The sequence below is a fragment of the Streptomyces uncialis genome (genome assembly GCF_001905345.1).
Taxonomy (GTDB): Bacteria; Actinomycetota; Actinomycetes; order Streptomycetales; family Streptomycetaceae; genus Streptomyces; species Streptomyces uncialis.
Map to the genome: position 1 here is coordinate 201,794 of NZ_LFBV01000007.1, position 22,230 is coordinate 224,023.

General features: G+C 73.0%; 22 protein-coding genes. 10 read left to right on the forward strand and 12 right to left on the reverse strand.

Annotation, left to right across the window (positions count from 1 at the left end):
* Positions 1-11: 11 nt before the first annotated feature.
* Entirely contained in the window at positions 12-707 is a 696-nt protein-coding gene (locus tag AB852_RS25450; protein ID WP_073792529.1) for a DUF305 domain-containing protein, read from the reverse strand.
* Positions 708-810: 103 nt separating this feature from the next.
* Positions 811-1,503 (reverse strand): hypothetical protein, encoded by a 693-nt coding sequence (locus AB852_RS25455; RefSeq protein WP_073792530.1) that lies wholly within the window; start codon positions 1,501-1,503, stop codon positions 811-813.
* Between the two features lie 310 nt (positions 1,504-1,813).
* Here AB852_RS25455 and AB852_RS25460 point away from each other — a divergent pair, with 310 nt between their 5' ends.
* From AB852_RS25460 to AB852_RS25470, 3 genes are all read left to right on the forward strand, one after another.
* Positions 1,814-2,248 (forward strand): hypothetical protein, encoded by a 435-nt coding sequence (locus AB852_RS25460; protein ID WP_073792531.1) that lies wholly within the window; start codon positions 1,814-1,816, stop codon positions 2,246-2,248.
* 369 nt (positions 2,249-2,617) lie between these two features.
* On the forward strand, positions 2,618-3,451 hold the full coding sequence (locus AB852_RS25465) for a tyrosine-protein phosphatase (RefSeq protein WP_079184912.1): 834 nt from the start codon (positions 2,618-2,620) through the stop codon (positions 3,449-3,451).
* A 326-nt stretch (positions 3,452-3,777) separates the two neighbouring features.
* Entirely contained in the window at positions 3,778-4,233 is a 456-nt protein-coding gene (locus tag AB852_RS25470; protein WP_073792532.1) for a cyclic nucleotide-binding domain-containing protein, read from the forward strand.
* A 121-nt stretch (positions 4,234-4,354) separates the two neighbouring features.
* Here the strand turns inward: AB852_RS25470 and AB852_RS25475 are convergent, their stop codons facing one another.
* The 3 genes from AB852_RS25475 to AB852_RS25485 form a co-directional block, all read right to left on the reverse strand.
* Positions 4,355-5,074, reverse strand: coding sequence for a hypothetical protein (locus AB852_RS25475; protein WP_073792533.1), 720 nt, complete (start codon positions 5,072-5,074; stop codon positions 4,355-4,357).
* 279 nt (positions 5,075-5,353) lie between these two features.
* Positions 5,354-5,587 carry a hypothetical protein gene (locus AB852_RS25480; protein WP_073792534.1) on the reverse strand — a complete coding sequence of 78 codons (234 nt, stop codon included), beginning with the start codon at positions 5,585-5,587 and terminating at the stop codon, positions 5,354-5,356.
* Between the two features lie 144 nt (positions 5,588-5,731).
* Complete coding sequence (locus AB852_RS25485) at positions 5,732-6,451, reverse strand: TetR/AcrR family transcriptional regulator (protein ID WP_073792535.1); 720 nt, start codon at positions 6,449-6,451, stop codon at positions 5,732-5,734.
* Positions 6,452-6,629: 178 nt separating this feature from the next.
* Here AB852_RS25485 and AB852_RS25490 point away from each other — a divergent pair, with 178 nt between their 5' ends.
* A complete protein-coding gene (locus tag AB852_RS25490; protein ID WP_073792536.1) occupies positions 6,630-7,850 on the forward strand; it encodes a saccharopine dehydrogenase family protein in 1,221 nt (406 codons plus the stop codon).
* A 178-nt stretch (positions 7,851-8,028) separates the two neighbouring features.
* Here AB852_RS25490 and metX read toward each other — a convergent pair whose 3' ends face one another.
* Both metX and AB852_RS25500 read right to left on the reverse strand, forming a co-directional pair.
* Complete coding sequence (gene metX, locus AB852_RS25495) at positions 8,029-9,168, reverse strand: homoserine O-acetyltransferase MetX (RefSeq protein WP_073792537.1); 1,140 nt, start codon at positions 9,166-9,168, stop codon at positions 8,029-8,031.
* Between the two features lie 29 nt (positions 9,169-9,197).
* Positions 9,198-10,553: a bifunctional o-acetylhomoserine/o-acetylserine sulfhydrylase gene (locus tag AB852_RS25500; protein WP_073792538.1), complete on the reverse strand. Its 1,356-nt coding sequence runs from the start codon at positions 10,551-10,553 to the stop codon at positions 9,198-9,200.
* Between the two features lie 675 nt (positions 10,554-11,228).
* On the opposite strand from AB852_RS25500, the gene AB852_RS25505 reads away from it, so the two are divergent.
* Positions 11,229-12,203, forward strand: coding sequence for an SDR family NAD(P)-dependent oxidoreductase (locus AB852_RS25505; RefSeq protein WP_073792539.1), 975 nt, complete (start codon positions 11,229-11,231; stop codon positions 12,201-12,203).
* Positions 12,204-12,296: 93 nt separating this feature from the next.
* Here AB852_RS25505 and AB852_RS25510 read toward each other — a convergent pair whose 3' ends face one another.
* Complete coding sequence (locus tag AB852_RS25510) at positions 12,297-13,046, reverse strand: HAD-IA family hydrolase (RefSeq protein WP_079184913.1); 750 nt, start codon at positions 13,044-13,046, stop codon at positions 12,297-12,299.
* 363 nt (positions 13,047-13,409) lie between these two features.
* On the opposite strand from AB852_RS25510, the gene AB852_RS25515 reads away from it, so the two are divergent.
* The gene (locus tag AB852_RS25515) at positions 13,410-14,303 is read left to right on the forward strand and encodes a phosphotransferase enzyme family protein (RefSeq protein ID WP_073792540.1); all 894 of its coding nucleotides are present in this window, start codon (positions 13,410-13,412) and stop codon (positions 14,301-14,303) included.
* A gap of 138 nt (positions 14,304-14,441) precedes the next feature.
* Here AB852_RS25515 and AB852_RS25520 read toward each other — a convergent pair whose 3' ends face one another.
* The 4 genes from AB852_RS25520 to AB852_RS25535 all read right to left on the reverse strand — a co-directional run bounded on the left by AB852_RS25520 (position 14,442) and on the right by AB852_RS25535 (position 18,258).
* Positions 14,442-15,386 (reverse strand): hypothetical protein, encoded by a 945-nt coding sequence (locus AB852_RS25520; RefSeq protein ID WP_073792541.1) that lies wholly within the window; start codon positions 15,384-15,386, stop codon positions 14,442-14,444.
* An 85-nt stretch (positions 15,387-15,471) separates the two neighbouring features.
* On the reverse strand, positions 15,472-15,702 hold the full coding sequence (locus AB852_RS25525) for a YbdD/YjiX family protein (protein ID WP_399504305.1): 231 nt from the start codon (positions 15,700-15,702) through the stop codon (positions 15,472-15,474).
* Entirely contained in the window at positions 15,699-17,858 is a 2,160-nt protein-coding gene (locus AB852_RS25530; RefSeq protein ID WP_245876914.1) for a carbon starvation CstA family protein, read from the reverse strand. The genes AB852_RS25525 and AB852_RS25530 overlap by 4 nt, the downstream gene beginning before the upstream one ends.
* 172 nt (positions 17,859-18,030) lie before the next feature.
* Entirely contained in the window at positions 18,031-18,258 is a 228-nt protein-coding gene (locus tag AB852_RS25535; RefSeq protein ID WP_073792717.1) for a DUF3311 domain-containing protein, read from the reverse strand.
* Between the two features lie 261 nt (positions 18,259-18,519).
* Here AB852_RS25535 and AB852_RS25540 point away from each other — a divergent pair, with 261 nt between their 5' ends.
* From AB852_RS25540 to AB852_RS25555, 4 genes are all read left to right on the forward strand, one after another.
* Positions 18,520-20,091: a sodium:solute symporter family protein gene (locus AB852_RS25540; protein ID WP_073792543.1), complete on the forward strand. Its 1,572-nt coding sequence runs from the start codon at positions 18,520-18,522 to the stop codon at positions 20,089-20,091.
* Entirely contained in the window at positions 20,079-20,768 is a 690-nt protein-coding gene (locus AB852_RS25545; protein ID WP_399504303.1) for a SigE family RNA polymerase sigma factor, read from the forward strand. The genes AB852_RS25540 and AB852_RS25545 overlap by 13 nt, the downstream gene beginning before the upstream one ends.
* Positions 20,765-21,046 carry a hypothetical protein gene (locus AB852_RS25550; protein ID WP_073792544.1) on the forward strand — a complete coding sequence of 94 codons (282 nt, stop codon included), beginning with the start codon at positions 20,765-20,767 and terminating at the stop codon, positions 21,044-21,046. Before AB852_RS25545 ends, AB852_RS25550 begins: the two co-directional genes overlap by 4 nt.
* A 354-nt stretch (positions 21,047-21,400) precedes the next feature.
* Entirely contained in the window at positions 21,401-22,198 is a 798-nt protein-coding gene (locus tag AB852_RS25555) for an SAM-dependent methyltransferase (RefSeq protein WP_073792545.1), read from the forward strand.
* The last annotated feature ends 32 nt before the right edge of the window (positions 22,199-22,230 follow it).

Below are 22,230 nucleotides of genomic sequence, written 5' to 3' on the forward strand. Positions count from 1 at the left end.
GGAACCGGTGCTCAGAGTCGGTCGAGGATCTCCTGGAGCTGATCGACCTCGGTCCGCTGCGCCTTCACCACATCGTCGGCGAGCGCCTTGGCCGTGGCGTTGCGCCCGTTCTTCCGCTCGTCACGCGCCATCTCGATGGCACCGTTGTGGTGGTCGATCATCAGCTGCGCGAACTTCTTGTCGAACGCGGTCCCCTTGGCGTCCTTCAGCGCCGCCATGTCCTCGGCGGTCATCATCCCGGACATCCCGCCGGATGCGCCGGACCCCTCGGACCCGCCCGAGTGGCCGCCGTGGTCCGTGCCGTCGGCGGACTCGGGCTTGCCCCACGCCTTCAGCCAGGACCGCATCTTCTCGATCTCGGGGTCCTGGGCCCCGGAGATCTCCTTGGACAGGGACGTGATCGCGGCGTCCTTCGCACGGCCGTCCGCGAGCGCGGACATCTCCAGGGCCTGCTCATGGTGGGGGATCATCATCTGCGCGAACATCACGTCCGCGTCGTTGAAGGCACCGGGCGCCGGGTTGTCGCCGGACGCCTCACCGGAGCCGGTCGCGCTCGGCGCGGCGGACCGGTCGCTGCCGTGGTCCATGCCGTCCATGTCGTTGTCGTCGCCGCCGCACGCGGCGAGCAGGAGCGACGCCGCGGCGACCGCGGAGACCAGGGCGAGACGGCGGACCGGACGGCGCGGGACACGCGTGAAGGCGGTCATGTCGAAACCTCTTGACTGTTCGGTTCTGCGAGAAGGAGCTCATGACGCGAGGGCGGGCACGGCTCGGCCGGGAACGGCACGAGGGGCCCGCGGTGGCGTCGGCCTAGATCCGCAGGATCGACAGTCGTATGAGATCGGGTCCGCTTGGCGGCGGCTGCGGCAGCGAACGGCGCAGCGCGCCCGCGCGCAGCCGCACCAGCCACTCGGTACGCCGGGACAGCGCGGCCCGCAGCAGCGCCGCGAGCAGCCAGGCGGCCAGCACGGCCACACACAGCGAGGCCATGTCCATCGCCATGCCGGTGTCGTGCGAGGGCGCCTCGTCGTGCTCCCCGGACACGGCTGGGACGGCCGCGGCGGCGCGGTCGGGGTGCGACGACGCCGATTCGGCCGCCGGACCAGGAGCGGCCTGGCCAGGACCGGCCTGAGCTGACGCGGCTGGACCAGGAGCGGGCCAGCCAGGATCGGCCTGACCCGAAGCGACGTGACCTGAGGTGGCCGGATCCGAAGTGGTCGCATCCGGCGCCGCCTGCCACGCGACGGTCCGCCACGGGGTGGCCGGGTCCGTCGCCATCGGTGCCGCGCCCGTGAGCGTCGCCGCGCCCGGGGAGCCATGACCCGCGGTGGACGGCGGATCGGCGCCGGGGGGCGCCCCGTGCGCGGTGGAGTCCAGGGCGGTGCCGGACGGGCTCTCCTGGTGACCCACGGTGTGCATCATGAAGACACCGAGCGCGAGCACGGCCACGAGCAGCAGATGCCCCCAGGCACCAGCTGTCCGCAGTGTCCGGCCGATCCGCACGTGTCCCGTCCCTTGTCCGTGTCCGAGCGACCCCGGTCCGGGCGCCGCCCGTGGGGTTTCGCCCCCGACCATACCCAAGGGGGGCATCCGGCGCCGAACAAGGTCACCTTCCGTGCGCCGCCCGGCGAGCCGGGCCCGCGAGGTCCGGCGCGGGCGGGGTCATGCCGGGCATCGCCTCCATTACCTCCGGCGTAATCGACCCGCTTCCGTGGCCGGGGCATGGTGGTCGCACCGGCCCCGGGGCGGCGCACTCCGCCTCGGGGACCGGCGACCACCGACGCGTTCCCGACCCACGGAGGGTGACCCCGCCATGTCCGCCACGTTCCCGCTCGCCGCTCTTGCCCGCACCACCGAGCCGGTCACCATGCTGAGGCGCTTCCTCGCCCTCGACGCCGTCGTCACGGGCGTCAACGGTGTCGCCTATCTCGCCGCCTCGGGCCCGCTGAGCAGACTGCTCGGCGTCGACGCGGGACTCCTCGTCGCCCTGGGCGTCTTCCTCACCCTCTACGGGCTCGGTGTCGCGGCCCTCGGCGCACAGCGTTCCCCAGGGACCCTGCCGGTCCGGCTGGTGGTCGAGGCGAACGCCGTCTGGGCCGTGGCCAGCCTCGTCGCGCTGGTGTTCTGGCTGACGCCGACCACCGTCGGCGCGGTATGGGTGCCGATGCAGGCCGTGACGGTCGGCGGATTCGCCCTGCTCCAGCATCTGGCGCTGCGCGCGGTGCGGAACGCGGGACCGCGGGGGTGAAGCCCGCGCCGCCTCCCGGCGGAGGCGTGCGGCGCGGACGGACGGTACGGGGAGGGCCCCGGCTGCCATCCGCGCCCGCACAGGCAAGTGCCCGGCCGCCGGAGCCGCGCTCCCGCCCGGCCCCGGCCGACCGCGGCTCGCGCCGCCTCGGCCACTTCTCCGCAGCACTGGACACCCGCCCGCCGGACCGGCGATCCTGCCGGTCGGGCGGCGACCGGACACGCGGTGACGCACCACCGGCCCGCCGCCCCGGAAGCGGTACCTCCCGTACGGCGGGTGCCGCCACGACAGGCGGGTAAGACACAGGGGGCGGTTGCGGTGGAAGCGGTGCGGAACGTGTCACCAGGAGCGAGTGCCGGAACGCGGGACATGGGTGCTGGCAGGCGGGACATGGGCGCCGGGACGCGGGAACCGGCGGGTGCCGGAACACCGGCCCACATCACAGTCGTACCACCGCCTCCGGAGCCGTCCCGCTGGATCGAACTCGCGGGCGCCGACAACGTCCGTGACCTCGGAGGACTGCCGGTCGACGGCGGTGGCACCACCCGGCGGGGCGTCCTCTTCCGCGCCGCCACCCTCCAGGGTGTGACCGCCGAGGACGTGGCACTCCTGGTGGACGGCCTGCGGCTGCGCACCGTGGTGGACCTGCGCGGACCGGGCGAGGCCGAGCGTGAGGGCCATGGTCTGCTCACCGCGACGGCTGTGCACCGCGCCAACCTTCCCGTCCGGCTCCCGGACCCGGACCTCTCCGGTGTCGTCCCCGACGAGCCCGAGAACGAGATGCACGACTTCTATCTCGGTCTGCTGCGCGCCAGCGGCGACACCCTCACCGCCGCCGCCCGGCTCGTCGCCGACCCCGGCCGGCACTCCCTCGTCTTCCACTGCGCGGTCGGCAAGGACCGGACAGGGGTCTGCGCGGCGGTGCTCCTCGACGCGGTCGGGGTGCCCGCCGAGGCCATCGCCACGGACTACGCGCTCACCGCCGAACGTGTGGCCAGGGTCAGGGACCGGCTGCTCACGATCTCCTCGTACCGGCACATCCCGCCGCTCGGCCACGCGTACATGGCCTCCACGGCACGCTCCATGCACGACTTCCTGGCCCGGTTGTCGGCCGACTACGGAGGAGGCGCGGGCTGGCTCGTACGGAACGGCTTCACCGACGCGGAACTGACCCGGCTGCGGGACACCCTGGTGGAGCGCTGAGCCCCGATCGCCGCAGATGGGCGGCCCACCGTGACGGAAGGGCCGGGCCGTCGACGAGCGGTACCGCGAGGCCCTGACGGATCCGGACCTCGGTCATGGGGCGGTAGCCGGGCCGGGGCCCGGCCGGGAGGGGGTGCGCGGGCCACCGGGACGGCGTGTGCGTGGCCGCCGGGCGGGCGTGTGCGGGCCGGGTCACCCATGTGGGTGACGAATGGGGCGAACCGGGGTAGGAGAGCGGTACGCGTACCCCGCACACGGCGACCTCCCGGGCGGGGAGGTCCCTTGTGCGGCCGCCGCTGTGGCGCCCGCTCGCGAGGAGGTCCGGCATGACTACCGCGACAAGACTGCTGACGGCACTGTCCGCCGAGCATCGCCGGATGCTCATGGAACTCGCACAGGAGGTCTCCTTCCCCCAGGACGCCCGGATCTTCGAGGAGGGCGGCCCGGCCGACCGGCTCTGGGTGATCCGCTCCGGCACGGTCAGTCTCGACCTGCGGGTGCCGGAACGGCGTCCCGTCACCGTCGAGACCCTGCACCCCGGCGATCTGCTCGGCTGGTCATGGCTGTTCCCGCCGCACGAGTGGGACTTCGGGGCCGAGGCGTTCAGCCCGGTACGCGCCTACGAGTTCGACGCGCCGAAGGTCCGGTCCCTGTGCGAGCAGGACACCGCGCTCGGGCTCATCCTGCTGCGGACGATCGCCGAGATCCTGGCCCACCGGCTGGAGGGCTCGCGGACCAGGCTGATCGAGAACTACGCCAAGCACGGGGGAGCCACCCTGTGACCCTGTGACGGTGACCCATGACCCCGCGTCGCGAGAAGGGCGCTTCGGGTCGGCTCAGGCGGGCGGGCCCTGGCAGCGCTCCCGCATGCCGGAGTGCTCCCGGGCCTCCGCCGGAGCGTGATCAGGAGACCCCCGGGCGGACCACCATCCGGTAGCGGGGGTTGTCGCCGTACCGGAGGAACGGGTACCGCGCGTCCACCGTGTCGTACATGCCCTGCTCCGCCCGGGCCAGGGCATCGTCCAGCCAGCGCGAGTACCAGGTGAGGAAGTCCGTCTCCAGGCAGTACAGCCCGGTCCCGCCCAGCACCGAATCCACCCACACCGTCCCCCGGCGCGGCCCGCGCAGCACCAGGAACAGCAGCTCCCCGCAGCCGTGTTCGGCCAGGGGCAGCCGTCCCCGGGTCCACGGCGTGCCGAGGTACTCCGTCCGGAGCCGGGAGAGTCCGGCCGCGTACTCCGGGTCCGCGCCGAGGCGCGCGAGGTGCGTCGCCCGGTCGTCGTCACCGCCGCCGAGCCGTTCCTGGAGGTCCACGTCCCCGGTGAGCGGACTGTCCGCGCCGAGCACCCCGGTCCCGCAGGACCGGGTGAGTTCGCCGAGTGCCTCGTCCAGGGACATCACCCCGTGGTACGGGCCCGGTGCCCCGTCCGCGACCGAGGTCACGAACTCCCGGTGATCCTCGGGCAGTCGGACCCCGGCCAGCCGCTCCACCCGCTCGACGGTGTCCGCCCCGGCGACGGGACGGGACCTGTGGCGATGCCGACCGGCGCCGAACAGCCGCAGGCCCGGGTCGGCGGCACGAAGCAGTCCGAGCTTGCGGCGGATCGCCGTCATGGTGTCCATGGCCGGAGTGTACGACCGCCCCCGGACGCCTCCTCGGGACGCCTTCCGACGCCGGGTTCCCGGCGGTGAACGCCGCGCGCCGCGCCCGTACTTGCCCGGCCCGGAGCGACGCCGCGACGAGGCGGCCCCCGTCCCCTGTGCGGCCGTCCGGCAGCCGGACGCCCCACCCTGCGACCGGGTCGATCCGGGAGGGCCGCGCGGGGTCGCGACCGGGCTCCCGCACGGCGAATGGCGCGCCCGCGGACGGGGCGCGCCACTCTGCGTACGTACGGGCGCTCGTCAGCGCTGCGACTGCTCGTCCGGCTCGTCGAGCGGTCGCTGGCGGCGCGGGTCGCGCTCCTGGCCGGGGCGGCCGGGTTCCCGGTCCTGCCGTGCGTGCTCCGGGTTCGGCCGGCCACGCTCCGGGGCCTGCTGTCCACGCTCGCGGGCCTCGTCGTGGCCGCTCTCGCGGGCCTTCTGCGCCCGCTGCTTGAGCTCGTCGGCCTTGTCCTGGAACTGGTCCTTGATACCCATGGTGCAAACTCCTGAAGGGGTGGGGGGTGAACGCCTTCAGCGTCGCACGGTCTTTCTCTGTGTGCATGTCCAGATACACAACGTGACGCAGGGTGAGTGCGGGAGGTGTCGACCGGCCCTTCGGTGGCGGTTCGGTCGGACGGCTCAGGACCCCGACGTGCCCCGCAGCGAACGCAGTTGCCATGCCGCGCTGTCCAGCAGCATGTCCAGGGCGGCCGGATAGGCACTGTCGTTCATCCGGGCCACCAGCAGCGGGGCCGTCGCCGCGATGTGCGGATGGGTGTCGGCGGGCAGCCGGGCGTACGTGGCCCGCCACACCCGCTCGTCGGCGCGGCGCGCCGCTTCGGGGAGCGCCAGGGAGGCCGCGTCCAGGGCGGCGAAGGCAAGGCTCTGGTCGATGAACGCGTGATAGATCCGGACCGCGTCCGCGTCGGGGAACCCGGCGTTGCGCAGTACCCCGAGGACGGTCTCGTCGGCCGCGATCTCATGCGCGCGGCCGGTCACCCGGCTGGCGGTGAGGACGGCGGCCTGTGGATGGGCGAGATAGGCGCCGTGCACCCGGACGCCCAGGTCCCGGAGATCGGCGCGCCAGTCGCCCCGTGCCCGCCAGCCCTCCAACGCGCGTCCGATCAGGACGTCACCGATGGCCAGGGTGAGGTCGTCGATGCCCCGGAAGTACCGGTACAGCGTGCTGGGGTCCGCGCCCAGCGCCGTGCCGAGACGCCGGACGGTCAGTCCCGCGTTGCCGTGCTCGCGCAGCATCCGCAGCGCCGTGTCGACGATCAGCCGCTCGGACAGCACCTCGCCGCTCTTGGTCGGCCGCCGCCGTCGCCGCTCGTTCTCGGCCACCACCGGCTTCGCCATCGTCCCGCCCTCCGCCGTCCGGCCCGGGCCCCGAGCTTATGCCAACACCATTGACGTGAACAGGGGCGGTCTCGTTGGATCGGACCGTCCCGCCCCGCCCGTACGGCAGCGGCACGGTGCCCCGGAGACGTCCGGACGTCCGCCGTGCGCCCACCCCGCCCAGCAACGGAGTCCCGCCATGCGTGTACTGCTCGTCGGAGCCGGAGGCGTCGGCAGCGCCCTCGCCCGGGTCGCCGCCCGCCGCCCCTTCTTCGACCGGATGGTCGTCGCCGACCACGACCCCGCCCGGGCCGAGGCCGCCGTCGCGGCCGTCGCCCCCGATCCGCGCTTCGCCGCCGCCCAGGTCGACGCGAACGACGCGGACGCCGTCACGGAACTGCTCCGCCGGGAGCGCTGCGACGTCCTGGTGAACGCCACCGACCCCCGCTTCGTGATGCCGCTGTTCGACGCGGCCCTCGCCGCCGGGAGCGACTACCTGGACATGGCGATGTCGCTGTCCCGACCGCACCTCGAACGCCCCTACGAGGAGTGCGGGGTCAAGCTCGGCGACGCCCAGTTCGCGCGGGCCGGTGAATGGACGGCCGCCGGACGGACCGCCCTGGTCGGGATGGGCGTCGAACCGGGCCTCTCGGACGTCTTCGCCCGGTACGCCGCCGACGAACTCTTCGACAGCATCGAGGAGATCGGCGTCCGCGACGGAGCCGATCTCACCGTGGACGGCTACGACTTCGCGCCCTCGTTCAACATCTGGACCACCATCGAGGAGTGTCTGAACCCGCCCGTCGTCTACGAGAAGGAGCGCGGCTGGTTCACCACGGCCCCCTTCAGCGAACCCGAGGTCTTCGACTTCCCCGAGGGCATAGGCCCGGTGGAGTGCGTGAACGTCGAGCACGAGGAGGTGCTGCTGATGCCCCGCTGGGTGGACGCCCGCCGGGTCACCTTCAAGTACGGCCTCGGCACGGAGTTCATCGACACCCTGCGCACCCTCCATCTGCTGGGCCTCGACCGCACCGAGCCGGTCCGGGTCGCGGCCGGTGACGGGACCACCGCGCGGGTGTCACCGCGCGATGTCGTCGCCGCCTGCCTCCCCGACCCCGCGACCCTCGGCGACCGGATGCGCGGCAAGACCTGCGCGGGCACCTGGGTCAAGGGCACCAAGGACGGCCGGCCCCGGGAGGTGTACCTGTACCACGTGGTCGACAACGAATGGTCGATGCGGGAGTACGGCTCCCAGGCGGTGGTCTGGCAGACCGCGGTGAACCCGGTCGTGGCGCTGGAACTCCTCGCCTCCGGCGCCTGGTCCGGGGCCGGTGTCCTCGGCCCCGAGGCACTGCCCCCGCGCCCGTTCCTCGATCTGCTCACCGAGTACGGCTCCCCGTGGGGGCTGCGCGAGCAGTGACAGCCTCGCGCGGGCCGGCCGCCGGGCCCGGGCCCGGGGCCACGGTCACGGGCATGGGCACCGGGCGCGCCCCGCCCGGTGCCCATGCCCCACCCGGTGCCGGGCCGCGCCCCGGCACCGGACACCACCGGGCGTGGCGCCCGGCCCGCCCACGAGCACGGACCGACGTACGTTCGCGCTACCGGGCGCCCACCAGCTCCCGTACCAGCGCGCCCACTTGCCCCGTCTCGATGAGGAACCCGTCGTGACCGTACGGGGACTCCACGATCCGCAGACCGTCCGCGTGCGGCATACCGGCCGCCAGCTCCCGCTGCTGCGCGGGCGGGTAGAGCCGGTCCGAGTCCACGGCGGCGACCAGGGCGGGCGCGGTCACCCGGCGCAGCGCGTGCGCCGTGCCCCCGCGGCCCCGGCCCACGTCATGGCTGTTCATCGCCTCCGTCAGCGTGACGTAGCTGCCCGCGTCGAAACGCCGCACCAGCTTCGCCGCGTGGTGGTCGAGATACGACTCCACCTGGTAGCGCCCGCCCCGCCACGGCTGCTCGGCGCCCTGCGGGGCGCGTCCAAACCGCTCCTGGAGCTCCGCCCCGGAGCGGTACGTCACATGGGCCAGCCGGCGGGCCAGCCCGAGGCCCCGGTGCGGACCCTCGCCGTCCGGGGCGTCGTGGTAGTCGCCGCCGCGCCAGTGGGCGTCCGAACGGATCGCGTGGAGCTGCACATGGGACCAGGCGATCTGCTCGGCGCCCGACGCCGCCGGGCACGCCAGCAGCAGCAGCGCCCCGACCCGTCCCGGATGCGTCACCGCCCACTCCAGCGCCCGCATCCCGCCCATCGAACCGCCGAGGACCAGCGCCCAGCGGCCGATGCCCAGCGCGTCCGCGAGCGCCGTCTCCGCCGCCACCTGGTCCCGCTGGGTCAGGAACGGGAAGCCGCCGCCCCAGCGGGTGCCGTCGCCGCGGAGCGACGACGGGCCGGTACTGCCCTGGCAGCCGCCCAGCACGTTCGGCGCCACGACGAACCACCGGTCGGTGTCCAGGGCGCGGCCGGGCCCGATCAGCGCGTCCCACCATCCGGCTGTCGGATGACCGGGTCCGGCCGCGCCGCTGACATGGCTGTCGCCGGTCAGCGCGTGCAGCACCAGTACGGCGTTGGAGCCGTCGGGGGCCGGGCGGCCCCAGGTCTCGTACGCGAGGCGTATCCCGGGCAGTTCGCCGCCCGCCTCCAGTGGCAGAGGCGCGGGCAGGGACACCCAGCGGCGGTGGCCCGCCGGGTCCCCCTCCCGCCAGGCACCGGAGGCCGGCGGCGGGGGAGCGGTGGGCACGGCTGCCGTGGAGCGGGGGGTCCCAGGCTTCAGGAGGCTTCCTTCGCCGCGCGGAACCCGGCCTCCAGATCCGCCTTGAGGTCGTCGATGTGCTCGATGCCCACCGACAGCCGCACCAGGCCCGGGGAGGTACCCGTCGCGGCCAGCTCGTCGGGTCCGAGCTGGCTGTGGGTGGTCGACGCGGGATGGATGATCAGCGACCGCACATCACCGATGTTCGCGAGATGGCTGAACAGCGACACGGCGTCCACGAAGCGCTTGCCCGCCTCCACCCCGTCGCGCAGCTCGAACGCCAGCACGGCGCCCGAACCCCGCGGCAGATACCGCCGGCCCGCCTCGTACCAGCGGTTGGACTCCAGACCCGGGTAGTGCACCGCGGCGACCTCGTCGCGCGCTTCGAGCCACTGGGCGAGGGCCAGCGCGTTCGAGGAGTGCCGCTCGATCCGCAGGCTCAGCGTCTCCACGCCCTGGAGCAGCAGGAACGCCGAGTGCGGGGCGATCGCGGGGCCGATGTCCCGCAGCAGCTGCACCCGCAGCTTCACCGCGAAGGCGCTGGGCCCGAGGTCCGGCCAGTACCGCAGCCCGTGATAGCTCGGGTCGGGCTCGGAGAAGTCCGGGAAGCGCTCCGGGTGGGCGCCGAAGTCGAAGGTGCCGCCGTCCACCACGACACCCGCGATGGTCGTGCCGTGCCCGCCGAGGAACTTCGTCGCCGAGTGCACCACGATGTCCGCGCCGTGCTCGATGGGACGCAGCAGATACGGCGTCGGCACGGTGTTGTCGACGATGAGGGGGACCCCCGCCTCGTGCGCGGCGTCGGCGACCCCGCGTACGTCCAGCACATTGCCCCGCGGATTGCCCAGCGTCTCGGCGAACAGCGCTTTCGTGTTCGGCCGGACCGCCGCCCGCCACGCGTCCAGGTCGTCGGGGTCGTCCACGAACGACACCTCGATGCCGAACTTCGGCAGCGTGTGACGGAACAGGTTGTACGTGCCGCCGTACAAGGACGTACTGGACACGATGTGGTCGCCCGCGCGCGCCAGCGTCAGGATCGCCAGCGTCTCCGCCGCCTGGCCCGAGGCCAGCGCCACCGCCGCGACACCGCCCTCCAGCGCGGCGACCCGCTGCTCGAAGACATCCTGCGTCGGGTTGTGGATACGGGTGTAGATGTTCCCGGGCTCGGCGAGCGAGAACAGGTTCGCCGCGTGCTGGGTGTCCCGGAAGACGAACGAGGTCGTCTGGTAGATCGGGACGGCCCGGGCCCCCGTCGTCGGGTCGGGCTCCGCCCCCGCGTGGATCTGCCGGGTCTCGAACGACCAGCCCGAGGCGGGTACGGGCTCGTCGTCGGGGGTGTGGCCGGCGGCCACGGCGTCGATGGGCTGGCTCATGTGTGTTCCTTTGCGCGAGGGTGCCGAACGGGCGGACCGGAGGGGCCACGGGAACACCCGGGACCGGTTGGCTCCGCGCCGGGCCACGAGGACGCGGGGACACATACCCGTGAGCGCCCGGCACCACGCAACGTAATAGGTCGGTTTCGCCCCGGAAAGCACATCACCGTGCCGGCCATGAGGCTGCAACACCCGCGCAACAAAAGGGACTCACGGCCGTGTGCGACCGGGACGCGGGGCCGGGCGCCGCCGCCCGGCCGCCAGGGGCGGTGCCGGACGCGCCACCCGCCCGCCCACCTGGAGCGGCGACCGGGTCCCGCGACGGGTGGCGACGGCGGGCGGACCACCCGGGAGTGCCCGTGCGGGCGGCACGGACACGAAAGGGTGGCAACCGCACGCCATGTGACAGAGACACGGACGGGTGACGCCCGACTCCGCCCCCCGACGCTCCGGCCGCCCCGATTTCCGGCCGCCACGGCCCGCCGCGCGGGCCGGAGGGCAAGGGGTTGCTGCGCCGACCGGGATTCGGCACCGCAAACCGGGCATCACCCGAACGGCGGTCAATGCCAGCCATCCTCGCGATTGCGTCGAACAAGTCCGGTCTCGAACAAGAAAATCGGTCCAGGTGCACTACCTTCACCAAGCGTCCCCACCGGCGCCGGACCAGGAAGTCTCATGTCGAATCCCGAACTGCCGCACACGCTGAACCCGTCGAGCCACCCCGGTCCGTCGAATCCGTCCCCGTCGCCGCATCAGCTGCCTCAGAACGATCTGAGGAACCTGAGGAACAAGGTCGCCCTGGTGACCGGCGGCGGCTCCGGTATCGGCCGGGCCACCGCCATCGTCCTCGCGGAGCGCGGGGCCGCCGTCGTCGTCGCCGACATCAACGCGGAGGCGGCCAAGGAGGTCGCCGCCGACCTCGCCGCCCGCGGCCTTGAGGCCGTGTCCGTCGCCGCCGACGTCAGCGACGAGGAACAGATCCAGCGGATGACCGCCACCGCCGTCACCGCCTACGGCGGACTGGACATCCTGCACAACAACGCCGCCCTGCTCTCGCCGGACGTGCTCGCCCGTGACCGGAGCATCACCGAGATCGACGGCGAGCTCTTCGCCAGGGTGCTGCGCGTCAACGTCCTCGGCTACACCCTGTCCGCCAAGCACGCGATCCCGCACATGCTGGCGCGCGGCGGCGGTGTCATCGTCAACACCAGCTCCGCCGCCGGGATCCAGGCCGAACTGGTCAGGCCCATGTACGGCACCTCCAAGGCGGCGATCCTCGGACTGACCCGCAGCATCGCCACCCAGTACGGGAAACAGGGCATCCGCGCGGTCGGTGTCGCCCCCGGGGTGGTGCTCACCCCGGCGCTCAGCGACAACCTCACCCCCGAGCAGCAGCTCGGCCTGACCCGGCACACCCTCACCCCCCGGGTCGGAACCCCCGAGGACATCGCCTACCTGGTCGCCTTCCTGGCCTCCGACGAGGCCGGGTACATCACCGGTACGACCATCTCCGTCGACGGCGGCTTCACCTCGCACTTCGCGACCTACTGCGAGGAGCTCACCGCCGCGGAACTCGCCTCCGTGGAAACCCGGATCGTGCCGCCCCCGGCGGCGGCCGAAGGGCCTCTGACCCAGTCGGCCGTCCGGTAGCGGACCTGTTGCCGCGCCCCACGCGCGGCGACCCCTGTTCGGGGCGACGGGACGACTCCCGCCGTCCCGGACGTGTCCGCGGCACGGCGGTCCTCAGAGGACGGACGACGGCCCGGCCCCGGTCACCGGGGCGAGCGCCGCCCGCAGACCGGCGGCGTCCCGGAAGAGATGCCCGGTCATCCCGAGGGCGACCGCCGCCTCGATGTTCTCCTCCCGGTCGTCGACGAACAGACAGCGCGCGGGCGCCGCTCCCGCCCGCTCGGCGGCGATCCCGTAGATCCGCGGGTCGGGCTTGGCGACCCCGATCAGTGAGCTGTTCACCACCTGATGGGCCAGACCGGTCAGCCCGAGCCGCGCCAGATCCGCGTCCAGCCACACCGTCGCGTTGGTGACCAGGACCAGCGGACAGCGCTCCCGCACCCGGCGCAGCAGATCCACCACCACGGGGTCCGCGTGGAAGTCCGCCCGGACGAACTCCCGCGCCAGCCGCTCCGCGTCCGGCGCCCCCACCCGCCCGGTCAGCTCCCGGGCGATCGACTCCCCCCACTGCTCCCGGGAGATCCGGCCCAGCAGCAGCGGCAGATCGTTGTGCGGGGCGTACGCGACCGCCGCGGTGGTGCCCTCCGGTAGTCCCACGGCCCGCTCCAGCCGGGTCACCCCATCGGTGTCGTAGTGCCGGATCACCCCGTCCACGTCGCACAGCACGGCGTCGAAGGGCGGCGGCGGGCCCGTACGGGGGGCGGGTACGGACCGCGGAGCGGGTGCGGCGGACGGGCCCGTCCCGGTGCTGTCGTGGCCTGGCGCGGGACCGGTCGCCCCGGGGCGCGCGGGAACATCACTCATCCCGTAGGGATATCACGCACCGCGATCCCCCGAAGTGGTGACCCCCCCCGCCAGGGTGAATCGAACGCCGCGTCACGGGCCCTCCCGTCAAGTGCCCCCGCGGACGATGCCCCGCGGATCGTGCTTTCGGCCGAAGAATCGTCCGGAAGTGAGCGTGACGCGTTCTTGATCTGGTGCGTTGTGCTTGCGTCAGGAACCACCGCTTCTGGATCAGGGAGAGACCATGCATCCTGTGCCCGCCCGTTCGGGTCTTCACACGGCGTTCGAGTACCGGCCCGTACCCGGGCCGGACGGCGTATCCGCTGTTGACGCGCCGTCAGGTCCGCGTGCGCGTTCCCCACGCCGGTCCCCGAGGCGGTGCGCATGCGGCTGCTGAATCAACTCCCCTACGCCCTCGAATCCTGGGCGCGCCGGGTCATCGGACCCTTCGACCACGTCCGGGACGTCTCCGGGACCGGGCCGTCCGCCTGCCGCGTCTGGGAACTCGCCCGCCCCGACCGCACCACCCGCTTCATCCTCAAGACCGCCCGCGGCGCCACCGCCTACCGGGCGGAGACCTTCGCCTACCGGCACGCCCTGCCCGCCCTCCCGCCCGGCGGCGCACCCCAGTTGCTGGACTCCAGCGCCGACCACCTCGCGCTGCTCCTCACCGCCGTCCCCGGCCGCCCGATGGACGATCTGCGGCTGCCGCCCACCGAGGAACGCGAGGCGTACCGGCAGTCGGGCGCGCTGCTCGCCCGACTGCACACCGCCGGTGACCTGACCCCGCCCCGCCGCGCGGAGGCCGAGGCCGAACGGGACGGCGCCCCCGACCGGCTCGAACGGAGTCTGCACAGCTGTGGGGGACTGGTGACGGCCCGCGAACGCGCCCTGCTCCGCGCCCTCGTGGCCGATCTCGCCACCAGCGGCCCGCTGCCGCTCGCCTTCGTGCACGGCGACGCCCAGCCCGGCAATCTGCTGTGGTCGGCGGCGGGCCGCGCGGTCTGGATCGACTTCGAGCGGTCCCGGTTCGCGCCCGCCGTCCAGGACTTCGTCCGGCTCGCCACCGGCCCCTGGGCGGACCGCCCCGCGCTGCGCTCCGCCTTCCTCACCGGATACGGCCGCAGGCCCGGCCCCGCCGAGCGCCACGCGCTGAGGTGCTTCGCCGCGCTCGACGCCGTCGGCGCCCTCGCCTGGGGTCCGCCGAACGGCGACGACGAGGTCACCGCACGGGGGCGGCGCACACTGGAACTGCTGGTGAAGGGGGAGGTGGCGTGAGGACGCGCGGCAACTCCGGCCCGGCCCTGGCGATCCGCCCGCCCGGACGGTCTGTTCGCGAGAACGCTCGCGTCGGCCAGGACCGGTGGCGGCACCCGGTGCGGCCCGCCGCACCGGCCCGCGCGGCGGCGGCCGGGGTCAGACCGCGCCGGTCCGCTGCCGCCAGTAGGTGAACGACTTCACCGGGTCCTCCATGGTGTCCCACGGGAACATCGTCATATGCGGCCCCAACCGCTGGAAGACCCGGGCCGCGTCCGGCAGCCACCGCGCCTTCACCAGGGCGAACGCCAGCAGATTGAGGTCCGACACGGCCGCCGCGTGGGGCGCGGGCGCGCTGTGGAACCAGCCCCGCAGCGCGAGGTCCAGCTCACTGGCCGCGGCCTTCTCGTGCCAGATCCGGTGCGCCCCCAGCGCCTTCGTCCCACCGCTGTCGAGGGCGTGGGCGAAATGCTCGGCGCGCGCCGCGAGCGGCAGCAGCGCCAGCGGGGAACCCGGCGGCGCGTGGGACGCCGCGTGCCAGGCGAAGGTGGTCACATCGCTCACCGAACCGTGCGCCCGGGGGGAGAGGTACCGCAGCACCACATGGTGGGCGCCGCGGTTGCCCGGGTCACGGCGGATGATCTCCCGCCAGATCGGGGAGGCCCGCCGGGTCGGGAGTCCGCGCTCGCGCATCAGCTCCAGCAGCGCGATCAGCGCCGCCGGGTCCCCCGGATGGATGTGCGCGGCCCGTACACAGCTCGTCTGCGCCTGTCCGACCTCCTTGACGGAACCCGGCGCCGCCCGTACCGCCTGCACACACGCCCGCATCACCACCGCGTCCACGCTGTCCGGCGCGTAGTTCCTCCAGTGGTCCACCGCGGCGGGGGACAGCACCCGCGACAGCACGGACACCCGGTGGGTCCTGCGGTCCCAGTCCGTGCCGGTGGCGTCCAGCAGATCGGCCACCGGCTGCCAGGCGGGCCGGGTACGGTCCGCGCCGAATCCCTGGAGCTGGTGCGGGGCACGGATGTCGGTGAGCGCCTGGCTCAGCTCGTAGTCGTCCAGCTCGGGGCGTATTCGTACCGCCGTGCTTCGTCGCAGCATCGCGTGTCCTAGGTGGATGCCGGGCGCCGCGCGGCCGTGCGCGGCGCCCGTTCATGGATGGGGAGTCAGAGCGATGAGGGTCCGATCAGCAGCATCTCGACTGCGGATTGGCCTCCTGGTGGGCCGTCCGCATCCGCTGGTACTCCCGGGGCGTGGGCACGGGTGCCCCGGGGTGGTGCTCCCGGTACCGCGCGCAGTACCGGTCGTAGTGGGCTTCGCCGGTCAGTTCCCGTAGATACCAGAGAACCCACCGTGATGCTCGACGCAGGGGACCCCCGACGGGTTCCGGAGCCGTGGCGCCGGGCGCCCCGCTCACCGTCCGGCCCCCGGGCCGCTCCCGCCGCCCGTCCCGGCGCCCGCCGGGGTCCGGGGACGGGACTCCGGCGTCTCGATCGCGGACGCGACGTACGGGGTCTCCGTCGACACCGTGGAACCGGGCGAGCGGACCGCCCGGACGCACACCACCGCGGCGTTCACCACGACGGTCAGCACCAGCGCGACGAACAGGATGATCAGCACCCCGTCGACCGTGGAGTTGGTGACCACGGTGTGCATGTCGTCCATGGACTTCGCGGGCGCCAGCACCTCACCGGCGTCGATGGCGTCGGAGAACCGCTCGCGCTGGGCGAAGAACCCGACCCGCGGATCGGCGGAGAAGACCTTCTGCCAGCTCGCCGTGAGGGTGACCGTGACGATCCACGCCAGCGGCACCCCCGTCACCCACGCCCAGCGCAGCCGCCCGGACCTGATGAGCAGGGTGGTGGCGACGGTCAGGGCGATCGCCGCGAGCAGCTGGTTGGCGATACCGAACAACGGGAAGAGCTGGTTGATCCCGCCGAGCGGATCGGTGGCGCCGACGTACAGGAAGTAGCCCCAACCGGCGACGACCACCGCGCTGGCCAGCCAGATACCGGGCTTCCAGTTGACCCGGCCCATCGGCTTCCACACATTGCCGAGCATGTCCTGGAGCATGAAGCGGCCGACCCGGGTCCCCGCGTCGACCGTCGTCAGGATGAACAGCGCCTCGAACATGATCGCGAAGTGGTACCAGAACGCCTTCATCCCCTCGCCGCCGACGACGTCCGAGAAGATCTGGGACATCCCCACGGCCAGCGTCGGCGCACCACCGGTCCGGGCCACCAGGGTGCTCTCGTCCACGGCCTTCGCCGCGGCCGTCAGCTCCTCCGGCGAGATGGTGAACCCGAGCCCGGCGACCGCCTGCGAGGCGGACTCCACCGTCGGGCCCAGCAGTCCGGCGGGCGCGTTCATCGCGTAGTACAGCCCCGGGTCCAGCACCGCGGCCGAGATCAGCGCCATGACGGCGACGAACGCCTCCATCAGCATCGCGCCGTACCCGATCATCCGGACCTGCGACTCCTTCTGGATCAGCTTCGGGGTCGTCCCCGAGGCCACCAGGGCGTGGAACCCGGACAGCGCCCCGCACGCGATGGTGATGAACAGGAACGGGAACAGCGAGCCCGCGAACACCGGACCCGCGCCGGACGACGCGAACGACGTGACCGCCTCGGCGTTCAGATGCGGCGTCGCGACCAGCACCCCGACCGCGAGCAGCACGATCGTGCCGATCTTCATGAACGTCGACAGATAGTCACGGGGCGCCAGCAGCATCCACACCGGCAGCACCGACGCGACGAACCCGTACCCGACCAGACAGAACACCAGCGTCGTCGGGCTCAGCGTGAAGGTGTCCGCGAGCGACGAGTGCTCGATCCAGCCGCCGCCCAGGATCGCCAGCAGTAGCAGCGCCACACCGATCAGGGAGGTCTCGACCACCCGGCCCGGCCGCAGGATCTGGAGATAGAAGCCCATGAACAGCGCGATCGGGATCGTCATCGCCACCGAGAAGGTGCCCCACGGCGAGTCCGCGAGCGCGTTGATGACGACCAGCGCCAGTACCGCCAACAGGATGATCATGATGACGAACACCGCCAGCAGGGCCGCCGCCCCGCCGACCCTGCCCAGCTCGTCCCGGGCCATCTGCCCGAGGCTCTTGCCGTCCCGGCGCATCGACAGGAACAGCACCACCATGTCCTGCACCGCGCCCGCGAAGATGACACCCGCGACGATCCACAGCGTGCCCGGCAGATAACCCATCTGCATCGCGAGCACCGGACCGACCAGCGGCCCCGCCCCGGCGATGGCCGCGAAATGGTGCCCCAGCAGCACCCGCCGGTCCGTCGGCTGGTAGTCGACGCCGTCGTCCAGCCGCTCCGCCGGGGTGGCCCGGCCGTCGTCCAGCCTCAGCACCCGGTCGGCGATGAACTTCGAATAGAAACGGTAGGCGATCGCGAACGAGCCGAGGGCCGCCGCCAGCAGCCAGATCGCCGACACCTCCTCCCCGCGGGAGAGCGCGAGCACACCCCAGGAGACCGCGCCGACCAGCGCGACCAGGGTCCAGACCAGCACCGACTTGGGACGGAACCGCGGTGGGGACACGAGGGTTTGTGGCACGGTGAGTCCTTCTCTTCTCAGGGGTTCGCTTCTCATAAGGGGGTTGCGTCGAGCGTTACGGGTACCACCTGGCCGGGCGCCCGGCCGCACTCGCACACGACACGCGAAGCGCCGCGCGGTACCCACGGGCCCCGGCCGCCGCCGACGGCCCGCCCACGGGTCCCGCGACGGCTCACACGTCCGGCGAGCCCCGGGTTCCCCGGGTCAGCAGATACGCGGCCAGCAGCCACACCGCGCACCCGGGCACCCAGGCCAGTTGGTACCAGTAGAAGAACGGCACCCCGGCCAGATCCGGGCGCGCGCCCGCGTACCAGGGCACCCAGACCAGCGCGACCACGGGCGCGAGCAGACAGCAGGCCGCCGCGGCCCGCCGTACCGCGGAACGGCCGGAACGCCGCATGCCGTTGTCCTGTGCCACGGGCCCTCCGTGCTCCCTCGCTCCCGCCACCACACCGGTCTGTGGAAGAGTTGCCGACACCCCCGGTCCGGTTGACAGCGATCGGCGGTGGATTTTCGGACGGATCTTCCACGGATTCCCGTGCCCCGATGTGATCCGCCCGTCACACTCACGCAACAGGACGCGACAGGGGGTCGCGACGGAACAGCATGGACCGGCCCGGGCGTTCGCCCCGGGACCGGTGCCCGGTACGGACGGTGGACGATGAACGAAGGCGGCACGCTCGTCGCGTTCCTCGCCGTCATCGCCGCGACCTCGCTGCTCGCCGTCGCCGCCCGCCGCTTCCACCCCACCGGCAGACTGCCCTCGCTGGAGGGCTGGGCCCTCGCCGACCGCGGACTCGGCACCGGCTGGTCCTGGCTGCTGATCGGCGGCACCTTCTTCACCGCGTACACCTTCACCGCGGTGCCCGGCCTCGCCTACGGCAACGGCGCGCCCGCGTTCTTCGCCATCCCGTACACGATCATCGCCTGCCCACTGGCCTTCGTCCTGCTGCCCCGGCTCTGGTCGGTCTGCGCCCGCAACGGATACATCACCGCCGCCGACTTCGTCCGCGGCCGCTACGGCTCCCCGCCGCTCGCGCTGGTCGTCGCCCTCACCGGCATCCTCGCGACCATGCCCTACCTCGCGTTGCAGGTCCTCGGCATCCGCGCGATCCTCGCCGCCGGAGGGATCGACGCCGACGCCCTGGGCGCCGACCTCGCGATGATCGCCCTGTTCGCCGGACTCGCCGTCGCCACCTACCGCTACGGACTGCGCGCCCCGACCGTCATCGCCGCGTTCAAGGGCGTCGCCGTCTTCGGATCGGTCATCGTCGCGGTCTGGCTCGTGCTCGACGACCTCGGCGGCCCCGGAGCCGTCTTCGAACGGGCCGCCCGCCATATGACCGAGGGCGGCGCGGGTGACGCCGCCCTGCTGCTCACACCGCATCAGCAGGCCGCGTACGCCACCCTCGCCCTCGGCTCCGCCTTCGCCGTCCTGATGTACCCGCACATGCTGACCGCCGCGTTCGCCGCGAAGAGCCCCGACACCCTGCGCCGGGTGACGATCGGTCTGCCCGCCTGGATCGCGGTCCTCGCCCTGTTCGGACTGCTCGGCATCGCCGCCGTCGCCGAGCGGATACGGGTCACGGCCGGCGGCGCCGAGGTCGCCGTGCCGCTCCTCGTCGACCAGCTGATGCCGCCGGCCGTCGCCGGGCTCGTCTTCGGCGCCATCACCGTCGGCGCGCTCGTCCCCGCGGCCGTGATGTCGGTGGCCGCCGCGACCTCCTTCGTCCGCAATGTGTACGTCGAGTACGTCCACCCCACCGCGACCCCCAAACGCCAGGTGCGGATCGCCAGGAACGTCTCCCTCGTCGCCAAGGTCGGCGCCGTCGGCTTCGTCTACGGACTGCGCGACCAGGCCGCCATCAACCTCCAGCTCCTCGGCGGGGTATGGATACTCCAGATCTTCCCCGCCGTCGCCATCGGCCTCTACACCCGAAGGCTGCACCCCCGGGCGCTGTTCACGGGCTGGGCCGTGGGCATGACCGCCGGTACGGTCATGGTGGTCCAGGAAGGATTCTCACCGGTCGTGCCGCTCGGACCCACCGGCCATGTCATCGAGGTCTACGCGGGACTCGCGGCGCTGCTCGTCAACCTCACCGTCGCCGTGGCCCTCACCCCCGTCCTCCACCGGTTCGGCGTCCCCCGCGGCACCGACACCACCGCCCTACCGCCCGGCCTGGTCTTCAGGCGCCGCCCCGGAACAGGAGCGAGCAGCACATGCGACGGATGAGACGGGAGTCCCGGGCCCTGTCCCTCGGTGACCACGGGGCCACCGACCACGAGATCACCGGCCACGGAACCGCCGACCGCGCCGCCGTCGGCGGCGGCACCCCGACCGGCCCGGCCGCGGACACCCGCCCCGCGTCCCCCGGTATGCCCGCCGCGGGCACCCCGGTCGGGGACGGCACCGATCCGCAGCGGGACATCGCCCTCGCCGCGCTCTTCGCACGGCACTACACATCCATGCTCCGGCTCGCCTCGCTGCTCGGCGCCGACGACGCGGAGAACATCGTCGCCGAGGCGTACTACCAGCTGTACCGCAAGTGGCGCAGGCTCCGGAACCCCGAACGCGCCGAGGCGTATCTGCGCTCCGTCGTCTGCAATCTGACCCGGATGCGGATACGCCACCTCCAGACCGTGCGCCGGCACGCCGAGGCCCCCGCACCGGCCAAGGAACCCGTCGCCTCCGCCGAGCACGACGCACTGCTCCAGGACGACCAGCGGGTCCTCATCGCCGCCGTCCGGGAACTGCCCGCCCGCCAGCGCGAGGCCCTGGTGCTCCGGCACTGGATGGGGCTCAAGGAGGCGGAGATAGCGGACGCCATGGGCATCTCCGCGGGCTCGGTGAAGACCCATACCGCACGCGGGATCGCGGCCCTGACGAAGGCGATGGAGGCCCGCCGATGAGCACCCCCGACACCGAACGGCGGCTGCGTGAGGCGTTCGACGCCCTCGCGCGGGAGGTCCGCCCCGCTCCCGACGCCTACCGCACCGTCCGCGGCGAGTGGCTGCGCCGCGAGCGCCGCCGCAGGCTGGTGCTCGCCGTCCTGATCGCCGTGGTCTTCACCCTCGCGACCCTGGCCGGGCTCTGGGTCCTCAACAACGCGCCCTCCGGCCCCGGCGCCATCTACGACGACCCCCGCAAGTCCGTACCCAGCGCCCCGGTACTGGCCCCCGGAAGCTGACCCGCCCGCCTGCCCTCGCACCACCCCGGGGAACCGGAACCCCGCACACCGGTCCGACCGCACCGGAAGGCTCACGAAACGACCGCCGGACCCCCGTCCGCCGACGGGTACGACCGCCCCCCGTCCCCTCCCCGCCGACCGGCGGGGCATCACCCACGGCCCGTCGATCCCGTGCTCGTGATGAACCCGGCAGCGCACAACAGGCCATGCCATACTGACCGAATCGCAAGCCCGTACGCCTGTTTCGTATGGCTGGAACGCGTATTCAGGCCGGTCCGTCCCGGCGCGCGGGCGGTGGTGAGCTGTCCGCTCCACGTCCCTTGAGGAGGCACCCTCTTGTCCGACCGTGCATCCATGCGCGCAGCAGCGGAAATACGCGCGCGGATCGACACCACCAAGCCGCATTCGGCGCGCTTCTGGAACTACTTCGTGGGCGGCAAGGACAACTACGAGGTCGACCGGGAGATCGGTGACCACATCATGGAGATCTTCCCCGGTCTCGTCGATGTGGCCCGTACGAGCAGGCACTTCCTCGGCCGGTCGGTGCGGTACCTCGCGGGCGAACAGGGCATCCGCCAGTTCCTCGACATCGGTACGGGACTGCCCACCGCCGACAACACCCATGAGGTGGCGCAGCGCGTCGCGCCGGACGCCCGGATCGTGTACGTCGACAACGACCCGCTCGTCCTCACCCACGCCCGTGCGCTGCTCACCAGCACGGACGAGGGCCGCACCGACTACCTCGACGCCGATCTGTACGCGCCCGCCACCGTGCTGGAGGACGCGAGCGAGACACTCGACCTCTCGCAGCCCGTGGCGCTGATGATCCTCAACACCCTCGGCCATGTCGACGACCCTGTGCGGGCCCGCGCCCTGGTCGCCGAGCTGATGTCCGGTCTGCCGTCGGGGAGTTACCTCGTCATCAGCGACTGCACGGCCACCAGCCCCGGCATGGTCGCCGCGTCGGACGCGTACAACTCCAGCGGCGCGGTGCCGTACCACGTCCGCCCGGTGGACGAGATCGCGTCCTACTTCGACGGTCTGGAACTGGTCGAGCCCGGCATCGTCCCGGTCACCGCGTGGCGGCCTGATCCCGACGAGGCCGACGCGCCCGCCGTCGACGCGTACGGCGCGGTGGGCCGCAAGCCGTAGCCCGCGAGCGCCGGTACGGAGGGCGGGACCCG

What these genes read in the sequence shown, in the direction of transcription:
- AB852_RS25485 (WP_073792535.1), bottom strand. Translation starts at nt 6,451, where the DNA reads ATGGCGAAGCCGGTGGTGGCCGAGAACGAGCGGCGACGGCGGCGGCCG.
- AB852_RS25540 (WP_073792543.1), top strand. Translation starts at nt 18,520, where the DNA reads ATGAACGAAGGCGGCACGCTCGTCGCGTTCCTCGCCGTCATCGCCGCG.
- AB852_RS25465 (WP_079184912.1), top strand. Translation starts at nt 2,618, where the DNA reads ATGGGTGCTGGCAGGCGGGACATGGGCGCCGGGACGCGGGAACCGGCG.
- AB852_RS25535 (WP_073792717.1), bottom strand. Translation starts at nt 18,258, where the DNA reads ATGCGGCGTTCCGGCCGTTCCGCGGTACGGCGGGCCGCGGCGGCCTGC.
- AB852_RS25490 (WP_073792536.1), top strand. Translation starts at nt 6,630, where the DNA reads ATGCGTGTACTGCTCGTCGGAGCCGGAGGCGTCGGCAGCGCCCTCGCC.
- AB852_RS25550 (WP_073792544.1), top strand. Translation starts at nt 20,765, where the DNA reads ATGAGCACCCCCGACACCGAACGGCGGCTGCGTGAGGCGTTCGACGCC.
- AB852_RS25555 (WP_073792545.1), top strand. Translation starts at nt 21,401, where the DNA reads ATGCGCGCAGCAGCGGAAATACGCGCGCGGATCGACACCACCAAGCCG.
- AB852_RS25520 (WP_073792541.1), bottom strand. Translation starts at nt 15,386, where the DNA reads ATGCTGCGACGAAGCACGGCGGTACGAATACGCCCCGAGCTGGACGAC.
- AB852_RS25475 (WP_073792533.1), bottom strand. Translation starts at nt 5,074, where the DNA reads ATGGACACCATGACGGCGATCCGCCGCAAGCTCGGACTGCTTCGTGCC.
- AB852_RS25450 (WP_073792529.1), bottom strand. Translation starts at nt 707, where the DNA reads ATGACCGCCTTCACGCGTGTCCCGCGCCGTCCGGTCCGCCGTCTCGCC.
- AB852_RS25545 (WP_399504303.1), top strand. Translation starts at nt 20,079, where the DNA reads ATGCGACGGATGAGACGGGAGTCCCGGGCCCTGTCCCTCGGTGACCAC.
- AB852_RS25460 (WP_073792531.1), top strand. Translation starts at nt 1,814, where the DNA reads ATGTCCGCCACGTTCCCGCTCGCCGCTCTTGCCCGCACCACCGAGCCG.
- AB852_RS25510 (WP_079184913.1), bottom strand. Translation starts at nt 13,046, where the DNA reads ATGAGTGATGTTCCCGCGCGCCCCGGGGCGACCGGTCCCGCGCCAGGC.
- AB852_RS25480 (WP_073792534.1), bottom strand. Translation starts at nt 5,587, where the DNA reads ATGGGTATCAAGGACCAGTTCCAGGACAAGGCCGACGAGCTCAAGCAG.
- AB852_RS25505 (WP_073792539.1), top strand. Translation starts at nt 11,229, where the DNA reads ATGTCGAATCCCGAACTGCCGCACACGCTGAACCCGTCGAGCCACCCC.
- AB852_RS25500 (WP_073792538.1), bottom strand. Translation starts at nt 10,553, where the DNA reads ATGAGCCAGCCCATCGACGCCGTGGCCGCCGGCCACACCCCCGACGAC.
- AB852_RS25515 (WP_073792540.1), top strand. Translation starts at nt 13,410, where the DNA reads ATGCGGCTGCTGAATCAACTCCCCTACGCCCTCGAATCCTGGGCGCGC.
- AB852_RS25470 (WP_073792532.1), top strand. Translation starts at nt 3,778, where the DNA reads ATGACTACCGCGACAAGACTGCTGACGGCACTGTCCGCCGAGCATCGC.